17 protein-coding genes and 1 pseudogene are annotated in these 15,800 nt (G+C 63.3%); 9 read left to right on the top strand and 9 right to left on the bottom strand.

Features of this window, described 5'->3' with window-relative positions; translation table 11 throughout:
• Both EN955_RS20610 and EN955_RS20605 read right to left on the bottom strand, forming a co-directional pair.
• The coding region (locus tag EN955_RS20610) for a phosphoenolpyruvate hydrolase family protein (protein ID WP_206523755.1) at positions 1 to 149 on the bottom strand (149 nt) is incomplete at its 3' end.
• A 13-nt stretch (positions 150 to 162) separates the two neighbouring features.
• Complete coding sequence (locus tag EN955_RS20605) at positions 163 to 1,359, bottom strand: Tm-1-like ATP-binding domain-containing protein (protein WP_013529492.1); 1,197 nt, start codon at positions 1,357 to 1,359, stop codon at positions 163 to 165.
• A 111-nt stretch (positions 1,360 to 1,470) separates the two neighbouring features.
• Here EN955_RS20605 and EN955_RS20600 point away from each other — a divergent pair, with 111 nt between their 5' ends.
• The 7 genes from EN955_RS20600 to EN955_RS20570 all read left to right on the top strand — a co-directional run bounded on the left by EN955_RS20600 (position 1,471) and on the right by EN955_RS20570 (position 8,177).
• On the top strand, positions 1,471 to 2,166 hold the full coding sequence (locus EN955_RS20600) for a TetR/AcrR family transcriptional regulator (protein WP_024504437.1): 696 nt from the start codon (positions 1,471 to 1,473) through the stop codon (positions 2,164 to 2,166).
• A gap of 359 nt (positions 2,167 to 2,525) precedes the next feature.
• Complete coding sequence (locus tag EN955_RS20595; RefSeq protein WP_013529494.1) at positions 2,526 to 3,842, top strand: extracellular solute-binding protein; 1,317 nt, start codon at positions 2,526 to 2,528, stop codon at positions 3,840 to 3,842.
• A 65-nt stretch (positions 3,843 to 3,907) separates the two neighbouring features.
• On the top strand, positions 3,908 to 4,813 hold the full coding sequence (locus EN955_RS20590; RefSeq protein ID WP_013529495.1) for a sugar ABC transporter permease: 906 nt from the start codon (positions 3,908 to 3,910) through the stop codon (positions 4,811 to 4,813).
• 1 nt (position 4,814) lies between these two features.
• Positions 4,815 to 5,774 (top strand): carbohydrate ABC transporter permease, encoded by a 960-nt coding sequence (locus EN955_RS20585; RefSeq protein ID WP_013529496.1) that lies wholly within the window; start codon positions 4,815 to 4,817, stop codon positions 5,772 to 5,774.
• Positions 5,771 to 5,992, top strand: a complete 222-nt coding sequence (locus tag EN955_RS20580) for a hypothetical protein (protein ID WP_013529497.1) — start codon at positions 5,771 to 5,773, stop codon at positions 5,990 to 5,992. Before EN955_RS20585 ends, EN955_RS20580 begins: the two co-directional genes overlap by 4 nt.
• Positions 5,989 to 7,092: an ABC transporter ATP-binding protein gene (locus EN955_RS20575; protein ID WP_013529498.1), complete on the top strand. Its 1,104-nt coding sequence runs from the start codon at positions 5,989 to 5,991 to the stop codon at positions 7,090 to 7,092. The genes EN955_RS20580 and EN955_RS20575 overlap by 4 nt, the downstream gene beginning before the upstream one ends.
• Positions 7,092 to 8,177, top strand: coding sequence for an ABC transporter ATP-binding protein (locus tag EN955_RS20570; protein ID WP_013529499.1), 1,086 nt, complete (start codon positions 7,092 to 7,094; stop codon positions 8,175 to 8,177). The genes EN955_RS20575 and EN955_RS20570 overlap by 1 nt, the downstream gene beginning before the upstream one ends.
• 12 nt (positions 8,178 to 8,189) lie before the next feature.
• Here the strand turns inward: EN955_RS20570 and EN955_RS20565 are convergent, their stop codons facing one another.
• Entirely contained in the window at positions 8,190 to 8,621 is a 432-nt protein-coding gene (locus tag EN955_RS20565) for a DUF4437 domain-containing protein (protein WP_013529500.1), read from the bottom strand.
• 139 nt (positions 8,622 to 8,760) lie between these two features.
• Between EN955_RS20565 and EN955_RS20560 the strand changes: the two are divergent.
• Positions 8,761 to 9,540: pseudogene (locus EN955_RS20560) on the top strand (MFS transporter); the annotation flags it as partial.
• A 96-nt stretch (positions 9,541 to 9,636) separates the two neighbouring features.
• Here the strand turns inward: EN955_RS20560 and EN955_RS20555 are convergent.
• Positions 9,637 to 9,984: a GFA family protein gene (locus tag EN955_RS20555; protein WP_024504436.1), complete on the bottom strand. Its 348-nt coding sequence runs from the start codon at positions 9,982 to 9,984 to the stop codon at positions 9,637 to 9,639.
• A 119-nt stretch (positions 9,985 to 10,103) separates the two neighbouring features.
• Here EN955_RS20555 and EN955_RS20550 point away from each other — a divergent pair, with 119 nt between their 5' ends.
• Complete coding sequence (locus EN955_RS20550; protein WP_024504435.1) at positions 10,104 to 11,399, top strand: amidase; 1,296 nt, start codon at positions 10,104 to 10,106, stop codon at positions 11,397 to 11,399.
• 18 nt (positions 11,400 to 11,417) lie between these two features.
• Here the strand turns inward: EN955_RS20550 and EN955_RS20545 are convergent, their stop codons facing one another.
• From EN955_RS20545 to EN955_RS20525, 5 genes are read right to left on the bottom strand one after another with little or no spacing between them, the layout of a single operon-like run.
• Entirely contained in the window at positions 11,418 to 11,798 is a 381-nt protein-coding gene (locus tag EN955_RS20545; protein ID WP_024504434.1) for a hypothetical protein, read from the bottom strand.
• A gap of 42 nt (positions 11,799 to 11,840) precedes the next feature.
• Complete coding sequence (locus tag EN955_RS20540; protein ID WP_024504433.1) at positions 11,841 to 12,821, bottom strand: hydroxyacid dehydrogenase; 981 nt, start codon at positions 12,819 to 12,821, stop codon at positions 11,841 to 11,843.
• A gap of 5 nt (positions 12,822 to 12,826) precedes the next feature.
• On the bottom strand, positions 12,827 to 13,543 hold the full coding sequence (locus EN955_RS20535) for a FadR/GntR family transcriptional regulator (RefSeq protein ID WP_013529506.1): 717 nt from the start codon (positions 13,541 to 13,543) through the stop codon (positions 12,827 to 12,829).
• Between the two features lie 2 nt (positions 13,544 to 13,545).
• Positions 13,546 to 14,715, bottom strand: coding sequence for a mandelate racemase/muconate lactonizing enzyme family protein (locus EN955_RS20530; RefSeq protein ID WP_023812460.1), 1,170 nt, complete (start codon positions 14,713 to 14,715; stop codon positions 13,546 to 13,548).
• 59 nt (positions 14,716 to 14,774) lie between these two features.
• Positions 14,775 to 15,662, bottom strand: coding sequence for a sugar phosphate isomerase/epimerase (locus EN955_RS20525; protein ID WP_013529508.1), 888 nt, complete (start codon positions 15,660 to 15,662; stop codon positions 14,775 to 14,777).
• Between the last annotated feature and the right edge of the window lie 138 nt (positions 15,663 to 15,800).

Raw genomic sequence — 15,800 nt, 5'->3', positions numbered from 1 at the left:
GAATTGTAGATGATGATGAGGTCGATGCCACCGGCCTCCTCGGCCTTCGCCGACAGGCCGGTGCCGGCGCCGCCGCCGACGATCGGCACGCCCTTGTCGATCATTCCCCTGAATTTCTTCAAGATGTCCTTGCGCGGTATGGCGGGCATTTTTTGAGGTCTCTCACTGTCTGGCGATGTCGAGGAAGGCCGCTGTTGCTGCCTTTGCGAATTCCGGGTCGTTGATATGCAGCGGCAGGCGCGTCACGCGGCGCTTGCCGTTGGGCTTGATGGTGCGCTCGATGGCATCGAACAGAACGGCGTCGGCTTCCGGGTCGAAGAAGGCGCCGCCTTCGATGTCGAGCGCCGAGACGCCTTTTTCCGGGATGAGAAAATGCACCGGTCCCCCGCAGCGGGCGAGCCTGGTGCCGATCCACTCGCCGATCGCACGGCATTCGTCCGCCGTGGTGCGCATCAGCGTGACATTGGGATTGTGTTCGTAGAACAGCCGGTCGCGATAGTGTTCCGGGATGGTCGAAGGCGCCCAGAAGTTCACCATATCGAGCGCGCCGACGGAGCCGACATAGGGCAGCCCCGTGCGTGCGACGGCGCCGAAACGATCCTCCGTCGCCGGCAGCACGCCGCCGAAAAGAAGATCGCAGACTTCGGTCGTGGTGATGTCGACGACGCCGGACAGCAAGCCGCTGTCGGCCAGCTTTTCCATGCTGCGGCCGCCGGTGCCGGTGGCGTGGAAGACCATGCAGTCATATCCGGAACGGAGCTGGTCGGCGATGGCGGTCACGCAAGGCGTGGTGACGCCGAACATGGTGAGGCCGATCGATGGCTTGCCGTCGGGCGGTGGCGCCGGGCTGGCCGCCATGCCTGATATGGCTTGAGCCGCGTTGTGCAACACGACACGGGAGAGCCGGTTCAGTCCGGCCATGTCGGTCACAGAAGGCATCATGATGATGTCGGAGACATCGACGTAGGGAGCGGTATCGCCGGAGGCGAGCGTCGAGACCATGATCTTGGGCAGGCCGAGCGGCAGGGCGCGCATGCCCGACGTGACGATCGATGTGCCGCCACCGCCGCCGATGCCGATCATGGCCGCGATGTCGTTGCGCGATTGGGCAAAGCGGGCGAAGGCGATGCCCATTGCGGCGACCGCGGCGCCGCGATCATTGCCGCCGAGCACGGTTTCACGGCCGCCGGGATGATGGTCGGCGATTTCCCTCGCGCTGATATCGACGGGGATGGTTGCGTCGCGCGTTCCGACATCGACACGACAAACGAGGGCGCCCGCAGCAGTGATCGCATCGGCCAGGAAGGCGAGTTCCTCGCCCTTGGTGTCCGCGGTCCCCACCACATAAATACGCTTCATTGCGCTCTCCCAATCTTGGCAGGCGCGATGCCGCCCCCATCGCTCATTGCCCGGGCCACTCGACGATGCGGACGCCATTGCAAATTTTTGAGACGCGCGTATCGTATTGGTATGAATGTCTCACGTCAACAATCCGCTGCGAGCGACGAGGCTGAACGGGCAACCGGCCCAGTGCCCGAACGTGGGCCGCGCGCGCGGACCAAACGGCTGATGCTGGAGACGGCAACAAGGCTGATGCAGGCGGGCGTCACGCCCTCAGTCAGCGAGGTCGCCGAGGCGGCCGAGGTTTCCCGCGCCACCGCCTATCGTTACTTCCCGAGCCAGTCGGCACTGGTGCAGGCCGTCGTCGACGAGGGGCTGGGGCCAATCCTCACCTGGCAATCGACCTCCGCCGATGCCGAGCGCCGGGTCGCCGAGCTGTTCGACACGGCCATGCCGCGCATCGAGGCCTTCGAGGCTACGTTCAAGGCAGCACTGAAGCTGTCGCTCGATCAATGGGCGCGGCGTCAGGCCGGCACGCTGGGCGGTGAGCCCGCCTTTACGCGTGGCCACCGCATCGACCTGCTGAAGGATGCGCTCTCGCCGCTCAAGGGCCGTTTGCCGCCGCGCGACTTCAAGCGGCTGGCACAGGCGCTGTCGCTTATCTTCGGCGTCGAGGTGCTGATCGTGCTCAAGGATATCTGGGGGCTGGACAGCCGCCGGACGATGTCGGTCGCACAGTGGGCGGCCGGGGCGCTGGTGCGTGCGGCAGTGGCGGAATCGGTCGATGAAGGAGGCAGCTTCGATCCGAAGGCAGTCGTGAAATAGAGCCTAACTGGTTCGACCAGATTGGCATGCACACTACTGATCTTAGCGGTTGGGTGGGGTATTGGACAATACCCGATCATATCACTGAGTAGGAAAATCTTGGTAAAACAGGCAGATAAAGCGGTAATCCGATGGAAATGGCCACGTCAAGCTGCCAAGAAAGGGCTTGACGCGCATGCAAAATTGGTAATACCAGATTGGATCAGAAAAGCGGATCGAAAGTGAGGGCTGCGATCCATTTTCCGGCGGGGCGAGGAGGCTCGAAACCGGAAAGGTGCGATCACGGGAGGAACTACCAGGGCCGGCCACGTTGCCGGCTCGCACGATAAGGTAGAACGCGCACAAGGGAGGAAATCATTATGCGCAAGTTAGTGACCAGCGTACTTGCTGGTATCGGCTTAACGCTTGCCTGCGGAACGTCCGTTTACGCGCAGGAAAAGTCACTCACCATCTTCTGGGCTGAATGGGATCCCGCAAATTATCTGCAGGAGCTCGGCAACGAGTACGAGAAGCAAACCGGCGTCAAGATCACGGTGGAAACCACCCCGTGGGCCGATTTCCAGACCAAGGCCTTTACCGAGTTCAACGCCAAGGGCAGCGCCTATGACCTGGTCGTCGGCGACTCGCAATGGCTTGGTGCCGCCTCCGAGGGCGGTCACTATGTCGACCTCACCGACTTCGTCAAAGAGAACAAGGTTCTCGACAAGATGGCTCCGGCGACGGTCAAGTTCTACTCCGAATATCCCGGCAACAGCGGCAAATACTGGTCGATCCCGGCCGAGGGCGACGCCGTGGGCTGGGCCTACCGCAAGGACTGGTTCGAGGATCCGAAGGAAATGGAAGCGTTCAAGGCCAAGTATGGCTACGACCTTGCCGTTCCGAAGACCTTCAAGGAAATGACCGACATCGCGGAGTTCTTCAACAGGCCCGACCAGAACCGCTACGGCATCGCCATCTACACACAGAACCAGTATGACGGCCTGGCGATGGGCTTCGAGAACGCGCTGTTCTCGTATGGCGGTGAGCTCGGCGACTTCGGCACCTACAAGGTCGACGGCATCATCAACTCGGACAAGGCGGTGGCCGCGGCGGAAAACTACCGCAAGCTGTTCGGCTTCACGCCTCCGGGCTGGACCAACGCCTTTTTCGTCGAGAACAACCAGGCCATCACCGAAGGCCTGGCGGCGATGAGCATGAACTACTTCGCCTTCTTCCCCTCGTTGATCAACGAGGCGTCGAACCCGAACGCCAAGAACACCGGCTTCTTCGCCAACCCGGCAGGTCCAGGTGGCGAGCAGTTCGCCGCGCTCGGCGGCCAGGGCATTTCCGTCGTCTCCTATTCCAACAACAAGGAAGAGGCGATGAAATTCCTGAAGTGGTTCATCCAGGACGATACGCAGAAGAAGTGGGCGGCCCTCGGTGGCTACACCTGCAACAAGGCCGTGCTGGAATCGGCCGAGTTCCAGAACGCCACGCCCTACAACAAGGCCTTCTACGACACGATGTTCAAGGTCAAGGACTTCTGGGCGGTGCCGGAGTATGCGGAACTGCTGCAGCAGCTCAACCAGCGTGTCTATCCGTACATCGTAAACGGCGATGGTACGGCCAAGGAAATGCTGGATGCGCTGGCGAAGGATTGGGACGCCACGTTCAAGAAATACGGCCGCGGCCAATAACCGACATGTAGTGCGGAGGAGGCCTGCGCCTCCTCCGTTTTCTTTTTCAGGAATGGGAGCAGGTCTTGGCGACCACAATGATCACACCGCTGAATACCTCCTCCAGAGCCGCCTCTCGCGGCCTCAGCGACATTTCGATACGCAACCTCTTCATCATTCCGACGATCGTGTTCCTGATCGTCTTCAACATCTTTCCGCTGATCTATTCGCTCGGCTATTCCTTCACTGACTTCCGCGCATCGACCAATGCGCCGGCCAATTTCGTCGGACTGAAGAACTATCGCGAGCTCCTCAGCGACCCTTATATCTGGAACAATTTCGCGGTGACCGCGAAATACGTCATCGTCTCGGTCGTCGGTCAGGTTGTCGTCGGCTTTGGAACGGCAATGCTGCTCAATCGCACCATTCCGCTCAAGGGCCTGATCACGACATTGCTGCTCTTGCCGATGATGCTCTCGATGGCGGTGGTCGGCCTGTTCTGGAAGCTGCTCTACGATCCGTCCTGGGGTGTCATCAACTACGTGCTCGACCTCGGCAAATTCCAATGGCTCGGCGACCCGAAGATGGCGCTCTACGCGGTCGCGTTCACGGACATCTGGATGTGGTCGCCCTTCGTCATGCTGTTGTCGCTCGCCGGGCTTTCGGCGGTGCCGAAGCATCTTTACGAAGCTGCCGCGATCGACCGCGCCGGGCCGTTCTATACCTTCTTCCGCATCACGCTGCCGCTGGTCGCGCCGATCCTGATGATCGCGGTCATCTTCCGCACCATGGAAGCCTTCAAGACTTTCGATCTTGCCTATGTGCTGTCGACGCAGCCGAGCACGGAGGTGATTTCCATCCGTCTCTACAAGATGGCTTTCCAGGAATGGCAGACGGGGCGCTCCTGCGCGCTTGCCTATATCGTGCTGATCATGGTGCTGGCGATCACCAACATCTATGTGAAATACCTCAACAAAGTTAAGGAGCGCTGAGATGGCGGCCGTCCAGACTTCGGGTGAACGGGCGCTCAACAAGGTCGCTATTGTCGCCGTCCTTTTGGTGACGATCATCTTCCTGGCGCCGATCTACTGGATCGTGGCGACCTCGTTCAAGCCACGCAACCTGGCCACGACGATCCCGCCGACGGTGATGTTCGAACCGACCATCTCGCCTTTCGTCAAACTTTTCACAAAGCGCTCACAGTTGCGCAGCCCGCCGTCGGCCGAAGAATATGCCGCCGCCCCGTGGTGGGAACGCGTCGTGTTCGACGGCGGCGAGAAGATCGTGCGCGACGGCAAGGGCCAGGTGCAATGGTCGGGATATCCGAGCCGCTTCCTGAACTCGCTTATCATCGCCATCACCTCGACGGTGTTGGCGGTCGGCATGGGGACATTCACCGCCTATGGCTTCTCGCGCTTCAAGGTGAAAGGGGAGGCGGACCTGCTCTTCTTCATCCTGTCGACGCGCATGTTGCCGGCGGTGGTGGTCGCCATCCCGATGTTCCTGATGTACCGGGCAGTCGGGCTCAACGACACGCATCTGGGCCTGATCATTCTCTACACCGCCTTCAACCTGTCCTTCTCCGTGTGGCTGATGAAGGGTTTCATGGACGAGATTCCGAAGGAATATGAGGAGGCCGCGCTTGTCGACGGCTACACGCGCATGGAGGCGTTCTTCAAGATCGTGCTGCCGGAGGCCGCCACGGGCATCGCCGCCACCGCCGTGTTCTGTTTCATCACCGCATGGAACGAATACGCCTTTGCGCTGATCATGACCAACCGCCGCGCCCAGACCGCGCCTCCCTTCATCCCGAGCCAGGTCGGTTCGGGCCTGCCGGACTGGACGGTGATCGCCTCCGGAACCTTCCTGTTCCTGCTGCCGGTCGCCATCTTCACCTTCCTGCTTCGCAATCATCTGCTGCGCGGCATGTCCTTCGGAGCGATCCGCAAATGAGTTTTCGCGCCTTCAACCAGAAATACCTTGAGCCTGGGTCGCAGATACTGATGGTGCTCGGCATCGTCGCGCTCTGCCAGCCCTGGAACATGCTGCTGCACAGCTATGGCCTGACCATCATCCTGATCGGGCTCGTCGGCTTCAACGTAACCTCCAAGATCGCGCCCGAGGAGAAGGCCGGCACCGGCCAGGTGCGCAATCCGGGAGCACAGCATTGACCCAGATCGAGCTTCGCGGCGTCCAGAAATTCTTCGGCGCCGTCCAGGTCATCAAGGACCTGAACCTCAAGATCGCCGACAACGAGTTCATCGTGCTGCTCGGCCAATCGGGCTGCGGCAAGACGACGACGCTGCGCGCCATCGCCGGGCTGGAAACCATCGACGAGGGCGACATCTTCATCGACGGCAAGCCGGTGCAGCATTTGAAGGCCGCCGATCGCGACATCGCCATGGTGTTCCAGTCGTTCTCGCTCTATCCGCATATGAGCGTCTACGAGAACATCGCCTTCCCCTTGCGCGCCACGCGCAAGAGCAAGACGGAGATCGACAGCGAGGTGCGCTCCGTCGCCAAGACGCTGCAGATCACCGACCTGCTGGACAAGAAGCCGTCGGCGCTCTCGGGTGGCGACATGCAGCGCGTCGCCATTGGCCGCGCTCTGGTGCGGCGGCCGAAAGCCATGCTGATGGATGAGCCGATCGGCGCGCTCGACGCCAAGCTGCGCGAGGAGATGCGCGCGGAAATCAAGCGGCTGCACATCAAGCAGGGCTCGACCACCATCTATGTCACCCACGACCAGATCGAGGCCATGAGCCTGGCCGACCGCATCGTCATCATGCACGCAGGCGTCTTGCAGCAGGTCGGCACGCCCGACGAGGTCTATTCGCAGCCGGCAAATCTGTTCGTGGCGCAATTCGTCGGCAGCCCGGTGATGAATGTCACCGATGCGGCGGTGGCCGAGACGGCGTCCTCGGTTTCGGTGACGGTCGGTGGAGCCGCCGCCGGCTTCGAGTTCCCGCGAGCGCTGCTGTCGAAGCTCAACGGCCATGCCGGCGGCCAGTTGGCGCTTGGCATACGGCCGGAAGGCGTGCTCATCCGGCGCGAGGCGACCGAGGGCTTCGTGCCTGTCGACACGCATATCGTCGAGCCGCTCGGCTCCTTCGACATCGTCGATCTCAAGGTCGGAACCGAGTTGCTGCGGGCCCGCACCAAGAGCGGCTTCGTTGCCGGACCCGGTGAAAGGGTCTTCGCCAGGATCGACCCGACCCAGGCGCATTTCTTCGACAAGGCAAGCGGCAAGTCGCTCGAGGTGAGACTCTGATGGCCCATATCCAGCTCAAGAACATCTCAAAGACCTTCGGCAACCACACGGCGCTCACCGGGCTCGATCTCGATATTGCCGATGGCGAGTTCTTCGTGCTGCTGGGCGAGACGGGCGCCGGCAAGACGACGACGCTGCGGCTTATCGCCGGCCTGGAGAAGCCCAGCGAAGGCCAGGTCTTCATCGACGGCGTCGACGTTGCCGACTGGGGTGCGGCCGAGCGTGACGTGGCGCTGGTGCTGCAGCAATATTCGCTCTATCCGCGCTACACGGTGCGCGAAAATCTCGAATTCCCGCTGAAGCCGAAAATTCGCCGGCTACCCGACGCCGAGATCAAGGACCGTGTCGACCGTGCCGCCCGTACGCTGCGGATCGAGCATCTGCTCGACCGCAAGACGGATCGGCTGTCCGGCGGCGAGATGCAGCGCGTCTCGATCGGCCGCGCCATTGTGCGCAAGCCGCGTGTGTTCCTGATGGACGAGCCGCTGTCTGCGCTCGACGCCAAGCTGCGCGAGGCGCTGCGGACTGAACTGAAGAACCTGCAGATACAGCTCGGCGCCACCTTCCTGTTCGTCACCCACGATCAGATCGAGGCGATGTCGATGGGTGACAAGGTCGGCGTGCTCAACCATGGCCGAATCGTCCAGACCGGCACACCGCATGAGATCTACAACAATCCACGCGACACCTATGTGGCGAGCTTCGTCGGTTCGCCGCCGATGAACCTCATCGACGGCAAGCTCGTGAACGGCCGCGCGGTGATGGCGCCGCTGAATTTCGAATTGCCTTTTTCAGGGGGAGCCAAAGCGGGCGGGGCGACCGACGGTCGCCCGCTCGTCTTCGGCATTCGTCCCGAGGACGTCTATCTCGAGAGCGGCGCGCCGGTCGAGGCGCGTGTCCACGACGTCGAGAACCACGGCGTGGAAAAGATCCTGACGCTGCGCGTCGGAGACGCGACACTGCGTGCAACCGTGCCGGCCAGGACCGACGTCGCCATCGAGCAGGCGGTGCGCTTTGCCTGGAACCCCGACAAGGTGGTGCTGTTCGACAAGGGCAGCGGCGTCAGCTTGCGACACGCCTCGTAGCCGCATCCGAGCCTATTTCTGGAAGTAGGTTTCGTAGGGCGTGTCGTTGATCAGCAGGATCACGCATTCCGTGTCGGAGACGCAGGCGTCGTCATGCATCTCATTGGCTTTCTGGGTCCAGTAGGATCCAGGAGGCAGTTCGACCTTGGTCGCCTCGCCGCCATCCATCTGCCAGTGCGCCCACATCCCCTTTATGACCACCGCACGATAATCCGCGGTGTGCGCATGGACCGGTGCGCGCCAGTTGCCGGGAACCTTCAGCAACGTGCCTGCCGGACCCTTGGCCCGCTCGCCCCACAATGGGCCAAGACGATGCGGCTGGTCGGGTACTTCCGCCACATAGGGGATCTTGTCGGCCGGCAGGTAGCTGTCCTCGAGGGCAAAGGCGCGCCCGGGAACCGCAAGCATGACGGCGAGTGCGATGAGCTTCGGATGATTTGGCATTGGTTCTCCTCTTCGGACCGGCTTGCCGCCGGCCTCTCGCTGCCTGGTTCTGGCAAGCTATTGCATGCGGTTGGCCTGGCAATGGCATTGCGTCCGGAAGGCTTGGCAATTCATCCAGACCCGGCAATCCACGGCCACGCTGCGGCTGGTGCCGATGCGATTGATGCCGCGCGCCATGTCGATCATCCTGACCGGCGTTTCGCTGGCGACCGTCTGTGCGGCGCCGGTCGGCGCCTATGTCGGTGACATCTGGGGCTGGCGCACGGCCTTCATGATTGCGACCGTGGTCGCCGCCCTGGCGCTGCTGGTGCAGCTGGCCACCATTCCGAAATTGCCCCCCGTGGGTGTGGCAAGCTTCCGCACCTTGCTCGACGTGCTGAAGCGTCCGTCGATCAGGGTGGCGCTGCTGGTCGCTTCGGGACACTTTGCCGGCTTCACCTATGTCCGTCCCTTCCTCGAGAAGGTCCCCGTGCTCGACATCGAGACGATCTCGCTGGTGCTGCTGGCCTATGGCATTGGCGGCTTCTTCGGCAATGTCGCCGGCGGCATCCTGGCCGAGCGCAGCCTCAAGGCAGCCGTTGGGCTGGCGCCCTTGCTGATCGCACCGGCCGCCGCCTCGATGCTGGTTTTCGGAGCTTCGCCGACGATCGCCGCTGCCGCCGTTGCGGTCTGGGGCTTTGCTTTCGGCGCGGTTCCGGTCGGGCTGCAGAGCTGGCTGGTGCGGGCAGCACCCGACCAGGCAGAAAGCGCCGGCGGACTGATGGTGGCGACGTTCCAGGTGGCGATCGCGCTCGGCGCCGTCTTCGGCGGCCTGCTGGTCGACCACACCGGCGTCGCCAGTGCCTTCGCCTATTGCGGCGCGGCGACATTGCTGGCGGCCAGCGTGGTGTTCCTGCGCGGCCCGAAGCAGACCGAGTAGCCTCGCCGCAATCAGGCTTCCCTGACACCTGCGCGTCGGCCCGAGAACCATCACGGTTTTCGGTCGACGCCGTTGTGACGGCAGCAACGAACGAACTCAGGCCGACCGCCCGTCGAAATCGAAGACCGACAGAGTCGAGGGGTCGAGATCGGCAACCCAGTTGATGTTGATGTAGGCGCTGCGCTCACGGCCCTCGCGGACATCCTCCGCAAAGGGATGGATGCCGCAGGCCCGGCAGAACCGGTGCGCGATGGCATGATTGCCGAATGTGTAGGTGCCCAAATCGTCGGCCCAGGCCAGGACCCGCAAGGTCCCGTGCGGGATGGCACACAACAGGGCGCCCTTGCGCGAGCAGATCGAGCAATTGCACCTGATGGCACTGGTCAGTTCGGCTTTGAATTCGAAGGCGACCGTGCCGCAGTGGCAGCTGCCTTTGTAGAGCATCGGATTTTCCTCGCATTCGACAGGGTGCAAAACCGCCTGCGCCGGGTTAAGTCTCGGCAAGCCAGGCACTGGCCGCTATCCCTTAAGACGTTCAAGGCGTCCGGAGTCCGACACCGAAAATGCAATCCGTCCGTGATCATCTGGAAATCATCCTTGCGCGCCTCGCCGCCCGTGCCGGCGAAGAGCGTGTGTTCACGAAGCTCTATGCCGAAGCCGCGAGGGCCGCGGCCGATGCCAGCGATGCGCGCAGCCAAGCCGGCGTGACGCTCGGGCCGCTCGACGGCACCATCGTCTCGATCAAGGATTTGTTCGATGTCGCCGGCGAGCCAACCACGGCCGGCTCGCTGATGCTCAAGACCGCAGCACCTCCGCTGCGCGATGCCGCGATCGTCAGCCGGCTGCGGCAGGCCGGCGCGGTTATCATCGGCAAGACCAACATGACCGAATTCGCCTTCACCGCGATCGGCGACAACCAGCATTTCGGCACGCCCGGCAATGCTGTGGACACCAATCGCATTCCGGGTGGTTCTTCCTCAGGCGCCGGCGTTTCCGTCGGCGAGCGCACGAGCGAAATATCGATCGGTTCCGACACCGGCGGTTCGATACGCATTCCGGCTTCACTCAACGGTGTCGTCGGCTTCAAGCCGACGGCGCGGCGCGTGCCGCTCGCCGGTGCGTTCCCACTGTCGGCCACGCTGGACTCGATCGGTCCGCTTGCCCGAACTGTCGCTCAGTGTGCCGCCGCCGACGCCGTGATGGCCGGTGAGGTGCCGGCCGCGCTGACGCCGATTGCCCTGGCAGGGCTTCGCATAGGCATTCCGCGCGGCGTCCTTTTCGAAGAGACGGAAGACGAGGTGGCGACCGCGTTCGACCGCTGCCTTGGCAAGATCGAGCAGACGGGCGCGCGGATCGAGGATCTGTCGATCGACGATCTGCTTGCCGATTTGCGCGCGGCCACCAAGCGTGGTTCGATCGCCGCGATGGAAGGGGCCGAAGTGCATGCCGACTGGCTGGCGACAGGAGCTTCGGTACCGGTCGACCCGCATGTCAGCGGACCTTTGTCGCGGGCAGCCATGCTGCCGACGCCTGTCTACATCCGGGCAATGCGCCGTCGTACAGCGCTCGCCGCCGCCATGGACGAGCGGCTGTCCTCGGTCGATGTGCTGGCCTTGCCGACCACACCGGTGACGGCGCCGACTATCGTCTCGATGTCTGACGACGCCGGGTTGCGTGACCGCACCGAAGGCCTGCTGCTGCGCAACACGCAGGTCGCCAACCAGTTCGATCTCTGCGCGATCTCGCTGCCGATGCCGGGCACTCAGCTGCCCGCCGGCTTGATGCTGGTGGCGCGCAACGGCCATGACCAACGCCTGCTGCGCATAGCAGCAGAGGTGGAGCAGCTGCTTGGCGCGTGAGCAGGGCTGAACCGCCCATCAGCGCGACGAACAGTGCTTGCGTTCGCTGTCCTTGGCGGTCCGTACGATACGGGTCGCGACCAGCCAGGGCAGATTGTACTCCTTGCCGGTGATCGTCTGGGTGCGGTGCTCGATCGAGCCCCTGACGACGATCTTGCCTGCATAAAGCGCGTCGGAAAGATCGGTTATGGCCTTGTCGGCCTGCGGCAATCCGCTGGGGTCGATCGACACGCCCTTGATGATCGCCCCGGTGGCAAGGTCGAGTGCGCTGTTGGACGGGCAGGGCGCCTTGAAGCAGCGCAGCCCGTTGTCGCAATAGACATAGCTGCTTTCGGCCGCGAATGACGGAATGGCGCAGAGCGAACAGGCGGCGACAATGAGGGATGTGAGGCGGAACATGGGTCTCAACGTCACGAAGAATTGGGGCGAAACCGCGATGTGCTACACGCTCGCCGGGAACCGCTGCCGGTAGTGATCGACCACTTCCGGATTGCGCAGATTGACCGGCAGTTTGCCCGCCAGCACGAGCAAGGCTTCGCCCGCCGCGCCGACGCCCATGCGCATCATCGATTCCTCGGTGATCCCCGCCATGTGCGGCGTGACGATAACATTGTCGAAGCCGAAATAGGGATGGTTCGACGGCAGCGGCTGCGTCGCAAACACGTCGAGCGCGGCGCCGCCGATGCGCCGTTTCTGCAAGGCCTCGATCAGCGCGTCGTCGTCGACGACCGGTCCGCGCGACACGTTGATCAGCAACGCCTGCGGCTTCATGCGGGCGATCCGCTCACGGTTGATCAGGCCGCGCGTTTCCGGCGTCAGCGGGCAGCACAGAACGATGATGTCGCTCTGCTCGACGAGAGCGTCGATCGACAGGAAGCCGACCTTGTCCGGCGCCGGCTGCATGCTGCGCGTCGTTGCCACCACCTTCAGGTCGAAGCCGTGCGCGGCGATATGGCCGACCGCCTGGCCGACGGCGCCGAGGCCGACAATGCCGATCGTCTTGCCGGCAAGCTCGCTGTTGGCGTTGGCGTGCTCGCGGCCGGCAAGCCAGCCTTTGGCGCGCAGGTCGCGATCGACGACGCGGAAGTTGCGCAGCAAGGCGAGGGCCACGAACATGACGTGTTCGGCAACCGAGCGGGCATTGACCGCCGGCACATTCGCCACCAGCACGCCGGCGGCCGTCGCTGCTTCCATCGGGATCATGTCGAGCCCGGCGCCATGACGGATTGCCGCCCGCAGCAGCTTTGCGCCGTCGAAAAGCTGTGGGGGCAGCGGCGCACGCACGATGACGATGTCGGCATCTTTCGCTTCGGCGGCCAGCGTGGCCGGATCGATGGCGGAGGCGACGACGAGCTCGCCGGCGCCGGAGAGCATAGCCGAGGCGCGCGGGTGCAGAGGGTGCGTCGTGAGGATACGGGCCATGTCGGTCAGGCTTTTTCGAGCGCCGGGCTTTGCGGCTCCTCGCCATGGCCCTCGATCAGGCCCTTCCAGTAGCTCTCAGCGCCCTGCAGATGGGCGCTCATCAGCGCCTGTGCGAGATTGCCGTCGCGGCGCAGCAGCGCTTCATAGATCTGGATATGCTCGGCATGCGAGCGCACGTTGCGCTCGGGGTCGTTGAAATAGATCGGCAGGCGCTGCTCGCCCATCATGTAGTAGACGCTGCAGACATTGTGGAAGACGCTGTTCTTGGTGGCGCGCACGATTTCGAGGTGGAATTCGCGGTCTTCCCTGGCAAGCCCTTCGCCGGCGGCGATGCGCTCTTCCGAAGCCTTCAGGATTTCGCGCAGCCGCTCGAAATTCTCCTCGGTGGCACGCGAACAGGCAAGTTCGGCCGCCTTGATCTCGTGGATCTTGCGCAGTTCGACCGTCTCGTAGATCTGGATCGGGTCGAGCGGGAGGCCCGCGCGGGCAAAGAGCGCCATGGCCTCCACACTGGCCTGCTTGGTGTCGATGTAGATGCCGGATTTGGCCCGGCGCTCAACGATGCGCATGGCCTCCAGGATGGCCAGCGCCTCGCGGATCTGACCGCGGCTGACGGCGAAATGCTCCGCCAGTTCGCGCTCCGATGGCGTTCGGCCGCTCTCCTTGTCCGAATGGGAGAACAGGTAGGCAGCGAGTTCCGCGAGAAGGTTCTTTTCTTTCATCGTCAACCGCGTTGCGCGTGCGCCTCCAGGAACCGCTCCGAAATGGTGAATCCCAGACCCGGTTTTTCCGGGATCGCTATCATACCGTCCCTGGCTTCGACAGTCTCTTCGACCAGATCATGGATCATCGGGTTGGCGCCGAGCGAATATTCGACGGTGAAACTCGACGGCGAGGCGGCGCAGACATGCAAGCCTGCGAAAAAACAGGGCGCGCCGGCCCACAAATGCGGTGCAAAGCGCAGATTGAAGGCGCTGGCGATGGTGCCGATCTTCATCGCCTCGCTGATGCCGCCGCAGAAGGCGGGATCGGGCTGGAAGATGTCGGCGGCTTTGAGCACGGCAAGGTCGCGGAAGGCGTAGCGGGTCGCCTCGCTTTCGCCGGTGGCAATCGGAACGGCGCCACTTGCCCGCACTTCGGCCATGCCCGGCTTATCGTCGGCGATGATAGGTTCCTCGAACCACGCCAGGTCAAGGTCGTTGACGAGATGGATGAAGCGCTTGGCTTCAGCCACCGTGTAGGTGCCGTGCGCGTCGACCATCAGTTCGACATCGGGGCCGAGCGCCTGCCGTGCGGCGCGCACGCGGGTGGCGGAAATGTGCGCCGCGCCGTCCATGGCGCCAACCCGCATCTTCAGTGCCTTGAAACCGCCCTTGGCGATATAGGACTTCAACTGCTCGCCGATGGCGTCGGCGGCCGCCCAGCCGCCAGACGCGTAAGCCGGCATGCGATCGAGCTTGCGGCCGCCGAGCAGCCGCCAGACAGGAACGCCAAGCGATTTGCCAAGAATGTCCCACAGGGCGATGTCGACGGCGCTGATCGCCGCGATGCTCATGCCGCGCCGCGCCAGCTGCGGCATGGCGTGGCCGCCGCGTGCGGCGCTGTCGTGGCGCACGCCATTGTAGAGCATCTCCCAGATGACGCCGATGTCGGCCGGATCGCGGCCAACCAGCTGCGGCCCGACCTCATGGTTCAGCATATGGACGAGCGCGCCGTAGCTGCCGGCACTGCCGGCGGCGTTCTTGCCTTCGCCCCAGCCGACCAGCCCGTCATCGGTCTCGATGCGCAGGATGGCGGCGTCGAAGGTCGTCACCTGACCGAAGTCGCTGCGGTGCTGCCGAGCGGCTTCGATCGGAACGCGGATCCACCAGGCTTGGACGGACTTGATACGCATATTCTTCCCCAGCCCTGCGCCGGTCAGGGCGGAAGGGCGAATTTCCCTGAGGCAGTCGACTACTTGATCAGCGGCAGCAACGTTTCGGCGTTGATGCGCATCTGGTCGGTGTAGAATTTCTCGGTGAGCACGCTGGAGCCGTGGTCCTGGATGAACTTCAGCTGTTCGGGCGAGATATCGACCGGATTGCGCTCGACCATGTCGGGATAGGGGGCCGCCGGCGTCCGGTCGACGGGCGCGACGAACTCGTTGGTCAGCGCGCCGTCGTAGCCGATCTCGCGCAAGGTGGCGACGATCTTCGGCCAGTCGATCTGGCCGAGACCGGCGGCGAAGCGGTTGTTGTCGGCGACATGGAAGTCGAACAGGCGCTTTCCGGCCTGCCGGATCGCGTCATAGACGTTAAATTCTTCCATATGGAGGTGGTAGGCGTCGAGGCAGACACCGCATTCGGGGCTGACCGCGTCGGCCAAAGCCAGCGCCTGGGCGCCGCGATTGAACAGATAGGTCTCGAAGCGGTTGAGCGGTTCAACAGCGATCTTGACGCCGACCTTCTTGGCGTGGGTGAAGCATTCGCGGGTGGCGTCGACGACCCACTTCCATTCCTCTTCCTCGGTGCCGTCAGGCACGACCTTGCCGACGGTCGCCGGAACCAGCGTGATGATCTCGCCATCGAGTTCGCTGACCATGGTCAGCACGTCCTTGACATACTGAACGGAACGCTCGCGCTGGCCCTGGTTCCTGGCTGCGAGGTTGCGCTCGCCCAGCATCAGGGTCACCGCGCCCCAGCAACGAATGCCATGCTCCTTCAGCAGCGCCCGGGTCTCCCTGGTCTTGTACTGCTCGGGTTCGCCGGAAATCTCGATCGACTCATAGCCGAATTTCTTGATGCGCTTGAGCGTCGTTTCCAAGGGTTCCGCGCGCATCCAGTTGTGCGTCGAAAGATGCATGGTCTGTCCTTCCCAACTCGTCTCTATGGTTCGCCTGCGACATGCATCGCCAAAAGGCGACACAAAGGTTCCTCCCCAAGGCGTTCCCAGCCTTTTCTCGCAAACTGGTTCGACCAATTGGGCCTGAAGCGAGGTCTA

This window comes from Mesorhizobium sp. M7A.F.Ca.CA.001.04.2.1 (genome assembly GCF_003998485.1).
In the GTDB taxonomy this organism is placed as follows: Bacteria; Pseudomonadota; Alphaproteobacteria; order Rhizobiales; family Rhizobiaceae; genus Mesorhizobium; species Mesorhizobium ciceri.
This window is presented reverse-complemented; position numbering and strand designations above follow the sequence as displayed.

Excerpts from the sequence above, each read along its gene's own strand:
- EN955_RS20545 (WP_024504434.1), bottom strand. The coding sequence starts at position 11,798 with ATGTTCCGCCTCACATCCCTCATTGTCGCCGCCTGTTCGCTCTGCGCC.
- EN955_RS20555 (WP_024504436.1), bottom strand. The coding sequence starts at position 9,984 with ATGCTCTACAAAGGCAGCTGCCACTGCGGCACGGTCGCCTTCGAATTC.
- EN955_RS20585 (WP_013529496.1), top strand. The coding sequence starts at position 4,815 with ATGGCGGCCGTCCAGACTTCGGGTGAACGGGCGCTCAACAAGGTCGCT.
- EN955_RS20595 (WP_013529494.1), top strand. The coding sequence starts at position 2,526 with ATGCGCAAGTTAGTGACCAGCGTACTTGCTGGTATCGGCTTAACGCTT.
- EN955_RS20570 (WP_013529499.1), top strand. The coding sequence starts at position 7,092 with ATGGCCCATATCCAGCTCAAGAACATCTCAAAGACCTTCGGCAACCAC.
- EN955_RS20600 (WP_024504437.1), top strand. The coding sequence starts at position 1,471 with ATGAATGTCTCACGTCAACAATCCGCTGCGAGCGACGAGGCTGAACGG.
- EN955_RS20605 (WP_013529492.1), bottom strand. The coding sequence starts at position 1,359 with ATGAAGCGTATTTATGTGGTGGGGACCGCGGACACCAAGGGCGAGGAA.
- EN955_RS20530 (WP_023812460.1), bottom strand. The coding sequence starts at position 14,715 with ATGCGTATCAAGTCCGTCCAAGCCTGGTGGATCCGCGTTCCGATCGAA.
- EN955_RS20535 (WP_013529506.1), bottom strand. The coding sequence starts at position 13,543 with ATGAAAGAAAAGAACCTTCTCGCGGAACTCGCTGCCTACCTGTTCTCC.
- EN955_RS20525 (WP_013529508.1), bottom strand. The coding sequence starts at position 15,662 with ATGCATCTTTCGACGCACAACTGGATGCGCGCGGAACCCTTGGAAACG.
- EN955_RS20565 (WP_013529500.1), bottom strand. The coding sequence starts at position 8,621 with ATGCCAAATCATCCGAAGCTCATCGCACTCGCCGTCATGCTTGCGGTT.
- EN955_RS20540 (WP_024504433.1), bottom strand. The coding sequence starts at position 12,821 with ATGGCCCGTATCCTCACGACGCACCCTCTGCACCCGCGCGCCTCGGCT.
- EN955_RS20580 (WP_013529497.1), top strand. The coding sequence starts at position 5,771 with ATGAGTTTTCGCGCCTTCAACCAGAAATACCTTGAGCCTGGGTCGCAG.
- EN955_RS20550 (WP_024504435.1), top strand. The coding sequence starts at position 10,104 with ATGCAATCCGTCCGTGATCATCTGGAAATCATCCTTGCGCGCCTCGCC.